The sequence below is a fragment of the Actinomadura sp. NPDC048032 genome (assembly GCF_040653175.1).
GTDB classification, from domain to species: Bacteria; Actinomycetota; Actinomycetes; order Streptosporangiales; family Streptosporangiaceae; genus Spirillospora; species Spirillospora verrucosospora.
This window is the reverse complement of record NZ_JBEZJP010000507.1, coordinates 1-5,229: the sequence shown is the minus strand read 5'-3', so window position 1 is coordinate 5,229 and position 5,229 is coordinate 1. Positions and strand designations below refer to the sequence as shown.

The window sequence follows — 5,229 nt, the reverse complement described above, 5'->3', positions numbered from 1 at the left end:
ACGAAGCGCTCGATGGTGCGGGTGAGCGGCACGACCGTCCGGTCGTAGATCTTGACGAGCTTCGGGTCGGGGTAGCCGGCGCCACCGCGGCGGACCGCGAACCACCAGGCGATCCCGCCCAGGAAGTTGATCGGCTTGAGCACCTCGGGGACGAGCCCGGCCTCCCGGACCGACGCCTCGAGCGTGGCCGGCGTGTACCGGGTGACGTGCCCGACCTTGCGGTCGAAGTCGCCGTAGAGCTGCATGTAGCCGGGCACCCAGATGACGATGCGGCCGCCCGGCTCGGTGACGGCGGCGAGGTCGCGCAGTGCCTGCACGTCGTCCTTGATGTGCTCCAGCACGTTCATCATCACGACGGTGTCGACCTTGCGCCGGATCTTGATGTCGGCGGGCAGGGCCAGGTCGATGACCTCGACGTCGTCGTTGCCTTCGTGGCGCTTGCGCAGCTCGCCGACGCAGTACGGGTCGTTGTCGCTGACGACGAGGTAGTCCAGGCGCCCGGCGAACTGCTCGGAGAAGTGCCCGAGGCCGGAGCCCACCTCCAGCATGGAGCGGCCGACGTGCGGGGCCACGGTCTGGTACTCGTACTCGCGGTAGTTGCGGGCCTCGTCCCCGCCCAGGTGGTTCTCCAGCGCGCCCTCTCCGGCGGCGGGCTGGACGACGTCCCCGTCAGGGGCGGGCCCGGCGGCCGTTCCGGGCTTCTTCGGACCGCTGCCGAGGAGGCTGAGGAGGGTGCCTGCGATGGACTTCTTCTGACCAGATGACTGCATTACTTCCCGCTCGCTGGGTGCGTTGGCGTTCGGCTTCTCGCTCGCCGGACCGTTCCCCCGCCCCCTCGGGACGGTTCGATCTCTGGCGCGAAGGTCGGGTCAGTCTACTCCCGCGCCGAAGCCGGACGCCCCGCGACGGCGGGACGCCCTCCCGAGGCCGCGATCCGCCGGGCGTGTCGCGGCCGATCCCCCTCCCGCCGGGTCAGCCGATCGTCCGGTGCACGTCCTCCCGCTCGCTCGGGCCCGGCTCGGAAGGCGCGATCCACGGCCCCGGGATGGACGGGTCCAGGACGCCCTCCTCCACCCAGGCGAAGTCCCCGGCGAGGACGGCCCGCGCCAGCTTCACGTCCATCGCGTCGGTGTTGCGCCACAGCCCGTCGAACAGCTCCTCGACGCGGACGCGCGCCTGCCGGCAGAAGGCGTCGGCGAGCAGCAGGGCGGATCTGCCCGGCGCCGTGGCCGGCCCCGTGCCGTTCGCCCCCATGCTGCCGAGCGGCCCCTGGTCGGACGCGTCGGCGGTCGCGCGGACGCACACCGCGCTCATCGCGAACAGCTCGGCGCCGATGTCGACCATGCGGCCGAGGAACCCCTGCCGGTACTCCAGACCGCCCTGCCAGCGTCCCGCCGCGTAGAAGGTCGACCGGGCCAGCTTGCGGGACGCCCGCTCGACGTACCGCAGGTGCCGGGCCAGCGGGCCGAACTCGGCGTAGGCGTTCGGCCGGTGCCCGGCGCCGGTGACGAGCGTCGGCAGCCAGCGCGCGTAGAACCCGCCCGCCTTCGCCGCGGCCCGCGCCTTGCGCCCGGTGGAGGCGTCCGGGTCGATGATGTCCCCGGCCACCGACAGGTGCGCGTCGACGGCCTCGCGGGCGATCAGCAGATGCATGATCTCGCTGGAGCCCTCGAAGATCCGGTTGATGCGCAGGTCGCGGAGCAGCTGCTCGGCGGGCACGCCCCGCTCGCCGCGCGCCGCGAGCGACTCGGCCGTCTCGTAGCCGCGCCCGCCGCGCAGCTGCACCAGCTCGTCGGCCACGCGGCACGCCATCTCCGACGACCACAGCTTGGCCAGCGCCGCCTCGATCCGGATGTCGTTCCGCTCGTCGTCGGCGAGCTGCCCGGACAGGTCGAGCATCGCCTCCATCGCGTACGCGGTCGCCGCGATGAAGGCGATCTTGGTGGCGACGGCCTCGTGCTCGCCGACCGGCCGCCCCCACTGCACCCGCTCCCGGGACCACTGCCGCGCGACCCCGGCGGCCCACTTGCCGCCCGCCGCGCAGATGGCGGGCAGCGACAGCCGCCCGGTGTTGAGCGTGGTCAGCGCGATCTTCAGGCCCGCGCCCTCCGCGCCGATCAGGTTCGCCTTCGGGACCCGCACGTCGTGGAAGCGCGTGACGCCGTTCTCGATGCCGCGCAGCCCCATGAACGCGTTGCGGTTCTCGACGGTGATGCCGGGCGTGGCCATGTCCACGATGAACGCGGAGATGCCGCCGCGGTGCCCGTCCGACTTCGGCACGCGCGCCATCACCACGACGAGGTCGGCGACGACGCCGTTGGTCGTCCACAGCTTGACGCCGTTGAGGACGTAGTCGTCCCCGTCGGGGACGGCCGTGGCGCGCAGCCGCGCCGGGTCGGAGCCGACGTCGGGCTCGGTGAGCAGGAACGCGCTGACCTCCCGGGCGCAGCGCGGCAGCCAGGCGTCCTTCTGCTCGGGCGTCCCGAACATCTTGACCGGCTGCGGGACGCCGATCGACTGGTGCGCCGACAGCAGTGCCCCGAGGGCCGGGCTGACCGACCCCGCCACCATCAGCGCGCGGCCGTAGTAGAGCTGGCTGAGCCCGAGCCCCCCGTACTTCTCGGGGATCTTCATGCCGAGCGCGCCGAGGTCGCGCAGGCCCCGCACGACCTCGTCGGGGATGCGCGCCTCCCGCTCGATCCGCGCCGGGTCGACCTCGGCGGCGCAGAACGCGGCGAGCTTGGCGAGGAACCCCTCGCCCTTCGCCCGCTGCTCCGGCGACGGGCGGGGGTGCGGATGGATCAGGTCGAGGCGCAGGTCGCCGAGGAACAGCTGCTTGCCGAAGCTCGGCAGCCGCCACTCGGACTCCCGGGCCTCCTCGGCCACCTTGCGGGCCGTCCGCTCGTCGACGTGCTCGTGGGTTCGCTGGCTCATGTGATCGAAGTTTCCACTGGTCGGAAGCGGAAACCCCGGCCGGCTCACCCGGTCGCCATGTCCTCGAACATGTCGCGCAGGATGAGGAGCCCCTTGGTCAGGGTCTCCCGGTCCGTGGCGAACGACAGCCGGACCGAGCCCTCACCGCCGAACTCGCTTCCCGGGCGGACCGCCACCCCCCGCTCGCGGGCGTTCGCGGCCACCTGCACGGACGTCAGCCGCGAGTCGTGCCCGACGAACGCGTAGAACGTGCCGTCGGGGGCCCGCAGCCGGGTGCCGGGCACGCCGTCGAGCAGCCGCATCACCAGCTCGCGCCGCCCCCTGTACTCGTCCAGCATCCGCCGGACGGGCTCCTGGGGTCCGGTGAGAGCCGCCAGCGCCGCGTGCTGCACCGCGGTGTTGAGGGGACCGGCCATGCGGGTGTGCACCACCGCGGCCGCGGCGACCACGTCGGGCGGGGCGACCAGGTATCCGATGCGCCAGCCCGTCATCGCGTACGTCTTGGAGAACGTCTGGACGTACAGCACCCGTTCGGCGAGGCCGGGGATGTCCAGGACGGAGGTGAACCGCCGGGGGTCGTAGACGATCTCGTCGTACGCCTCGTCGGCCAGGACCAGCAGGCCGTGCCGCTCGGCGATGTCCCGCAGCCCCTCCAGCTCCTCCGCCGAGTACACGACACCGGTCGGGTTGCACGGGTTGCAGATCGCGACCATCCGGGCGCCGGGAGCGGCCGCGGCCACCGCGTCCAGGTCCAGGTGCAGGTCGTCGCGCTGCGGCACGAGGACGGGCTCGCCCCCGGCCATCCGCACCAGGTCGGCGTAGAGGGAGTAGGTCGGGACGGGGATGACGACCCGGTCGCCGGGGTCGACGCAGGCGAGGATCGTCGCGGCCAGGGCTCCGCTGCCGCCGTGGGTGACGAGGACCTGGTCCGCCGCCCGCCCCGGCCGGCCGGGGCCGCCGGCCTGCCGGGCCAGGGCCTCCCGGAGGTCGGGGGCGCCGTTCCAGGCGGCGTAGTGGGTGGCGCCCGCCTCGACCGCGGCGGCGTGCGCCGCGCGGATGTGTTCGGGGGTCGCGAAGTCCGGCTCGCCCGACGCCAGGGAGATCACGTCCGCCGGCGGGCGGGTGGAGGGCCGCAGGGAGTGCCGGAGCACCTCCCGCACGCGGTCCGACGGGGTGAATGCGGTCACGGGCGCTCCTGCTGGCTCGTCGCTGATGTTTCCGGTGAGGTGGGGGAGAGGTCGCCGTAGACGTCGGGCCGCCGCTCGCGGGCGACGTCCACGACGCGGCGGGCGTCGGCCAGAGGCCGGCGGTGGAGGCGGGCGCGGACGACGGGATCCCGCGGACCGTGGTCGCCGGTGAGGATCCGGCCGGTGGGCCCGGCGACCAGGCTGCGGCCGGCGAAGTCCGCGCCGTGCTCGCTGCCCAGACGGTTGGCGAGCACGTAGTACGCGGTGCTCTCCCACGCGCGCGTCACCGCGCGGTGGGCGAGGATGTCCTCGGGGACGCCCGGGTCGGGGGCGTAGGCGAAGACGCAGACCAGGAGCTCGGCCCCGGCCACGACCTGCCGGCGCGTGGCCTCGGGGAACCGCGAGTCGTGGCAGACCGACAGCCCGACGCGGCCGAGGCCGGTGTCCAGGACGTCGAACCGGTGCCCCGAGCTGAAGTACTTCGGCTCCTGGTCCCACAGGTGCACCTTGCGGTGCGCGCCGATCGTCTCGCCGTCCGGGCCGATGAGGAGGAGCGTGTTGTACAGCTCCTCGCCGCCCCCGCGTTCGGCCAGGCCGACGATGACGTGGGTTCCGGTCTCGCGTGCGGCGCGGCCGAGCGCCTCGGTGGTGCGGCCGGGGATGGTGTCGGCGGCGGCGGCCAGCCGGCGCCGGAAGTCGTCGTCGCCGTCCGGCGGGAGGTAGCCGGTGGTGGCCAGCTCGGGGAAGACGACGAGGTCGGTGGGCCGGCCGGCCGCCTCCGCCCGCACGGCGGCGGCCATGGCCTCGAGGTTGCCGGCCAGGTCGAGCGGCCGCGGATCGAACTGGACGATCGCGACGTCGACGTGGTCCTTCATGCCGTGCCGCCTTTCACAGGATCGTCGAGAGGAACCCGCGGGTCCTCTCGTGCAGGGGGTCGGCGATCACGTCGCGCGCGGGGCCGACCTCGACGACGCGGCCCTGGTCCATGAAGACGAGGCTGTCGCCGGCCTCGCGGGCGAACCCGGTCTCGTGGGTGACGACGATCATCGTCATGCCACGGAGTAGTCCTCGTCCACCAGAAGGTTCTGGAGCCATTCCCACGGCAGCC

At 73.6% G+C, this 5,229-nt stretch carries 4 protein-coding genes and 1 pseudogene; all 5 read right to left on the bottom strand.

Annotated features, from left to right (window positions below; genetic code table 11):
* The coding region (locus tag AB0C69_RS37610; RefSeq protein ID WP_360360535.1) for a methyltransferase domain-containing protein at positions 1-770 on the bottom strand (770 nt) is incomplete at its 3' end.
* Between the two features lie 202 nt (positions 771-972).
* Positions 973-2,934 carry an acyl-CoA dehydrogenase family protein gene (locus AB0C69_RS37605; RefSeq protein WP_360360532.1) on the bottom strand — a complete coding sequence of 654 codons (1,962 nt, stop codon included), beginning with the start codon at positions 2,932-2,934 and terminating at the stop codon, positions 973-975.
* A 44-nt stretch (positions 2,935-2,978) separates the two neighbouring features.
* Positions 2,979-4,121: an aminotransferase class I/II-fold pyridoxal phosphate-dependent enzyme gene (locus tag AB0C69_RS37600; protein ID WP_353834791.1), complete on the bottom strand. Its 1,143-nt coding sequence runs from the start codon at positions 4,119-4,121 to the stop codon at positions 2,979-2,981.
* Positions 4,118-4,996, bottom strand: coding sequence for a carbon-nitrogen hydrolase family protein (locus tag AB0C69_RS37595; RefSeq protein ID WP_360360529.1), 879 nt, complete (start codon positions 4,994-4,996; stop codon positions 4,118-4,120). Before AB0C69_RS37595 ends, AB0C69_RS37600 begins: the two co-directional genes overlap by 4 nt.
* Positions 4,997-5,009: 13 nt before the next feature.
* Positions 5,010-5,229 (bottom strand): annotated as a pseudogene (locus tag AB0C69_RS37590) (hypothetical protein); the annotation flags it as partial.

Excerpts from the sequence above, each read along its gene's own strand:
- AB0C69_RS37595 (WP_360360529.1), bottom strand. The coding sequence starts at position 4,996 with ATGAAGGACCACGTCGACGTCGCGATCGTCCAGTTCGATCCGCGGCCG.
- AB0C69_RS37605 (WP_360360532.1), bottom strand. The coding sequence starts at position 2,934 with ATGAGCCAGCGAACCCACGAGCACGTCGACGAGCGGACGGCCCGCAAG.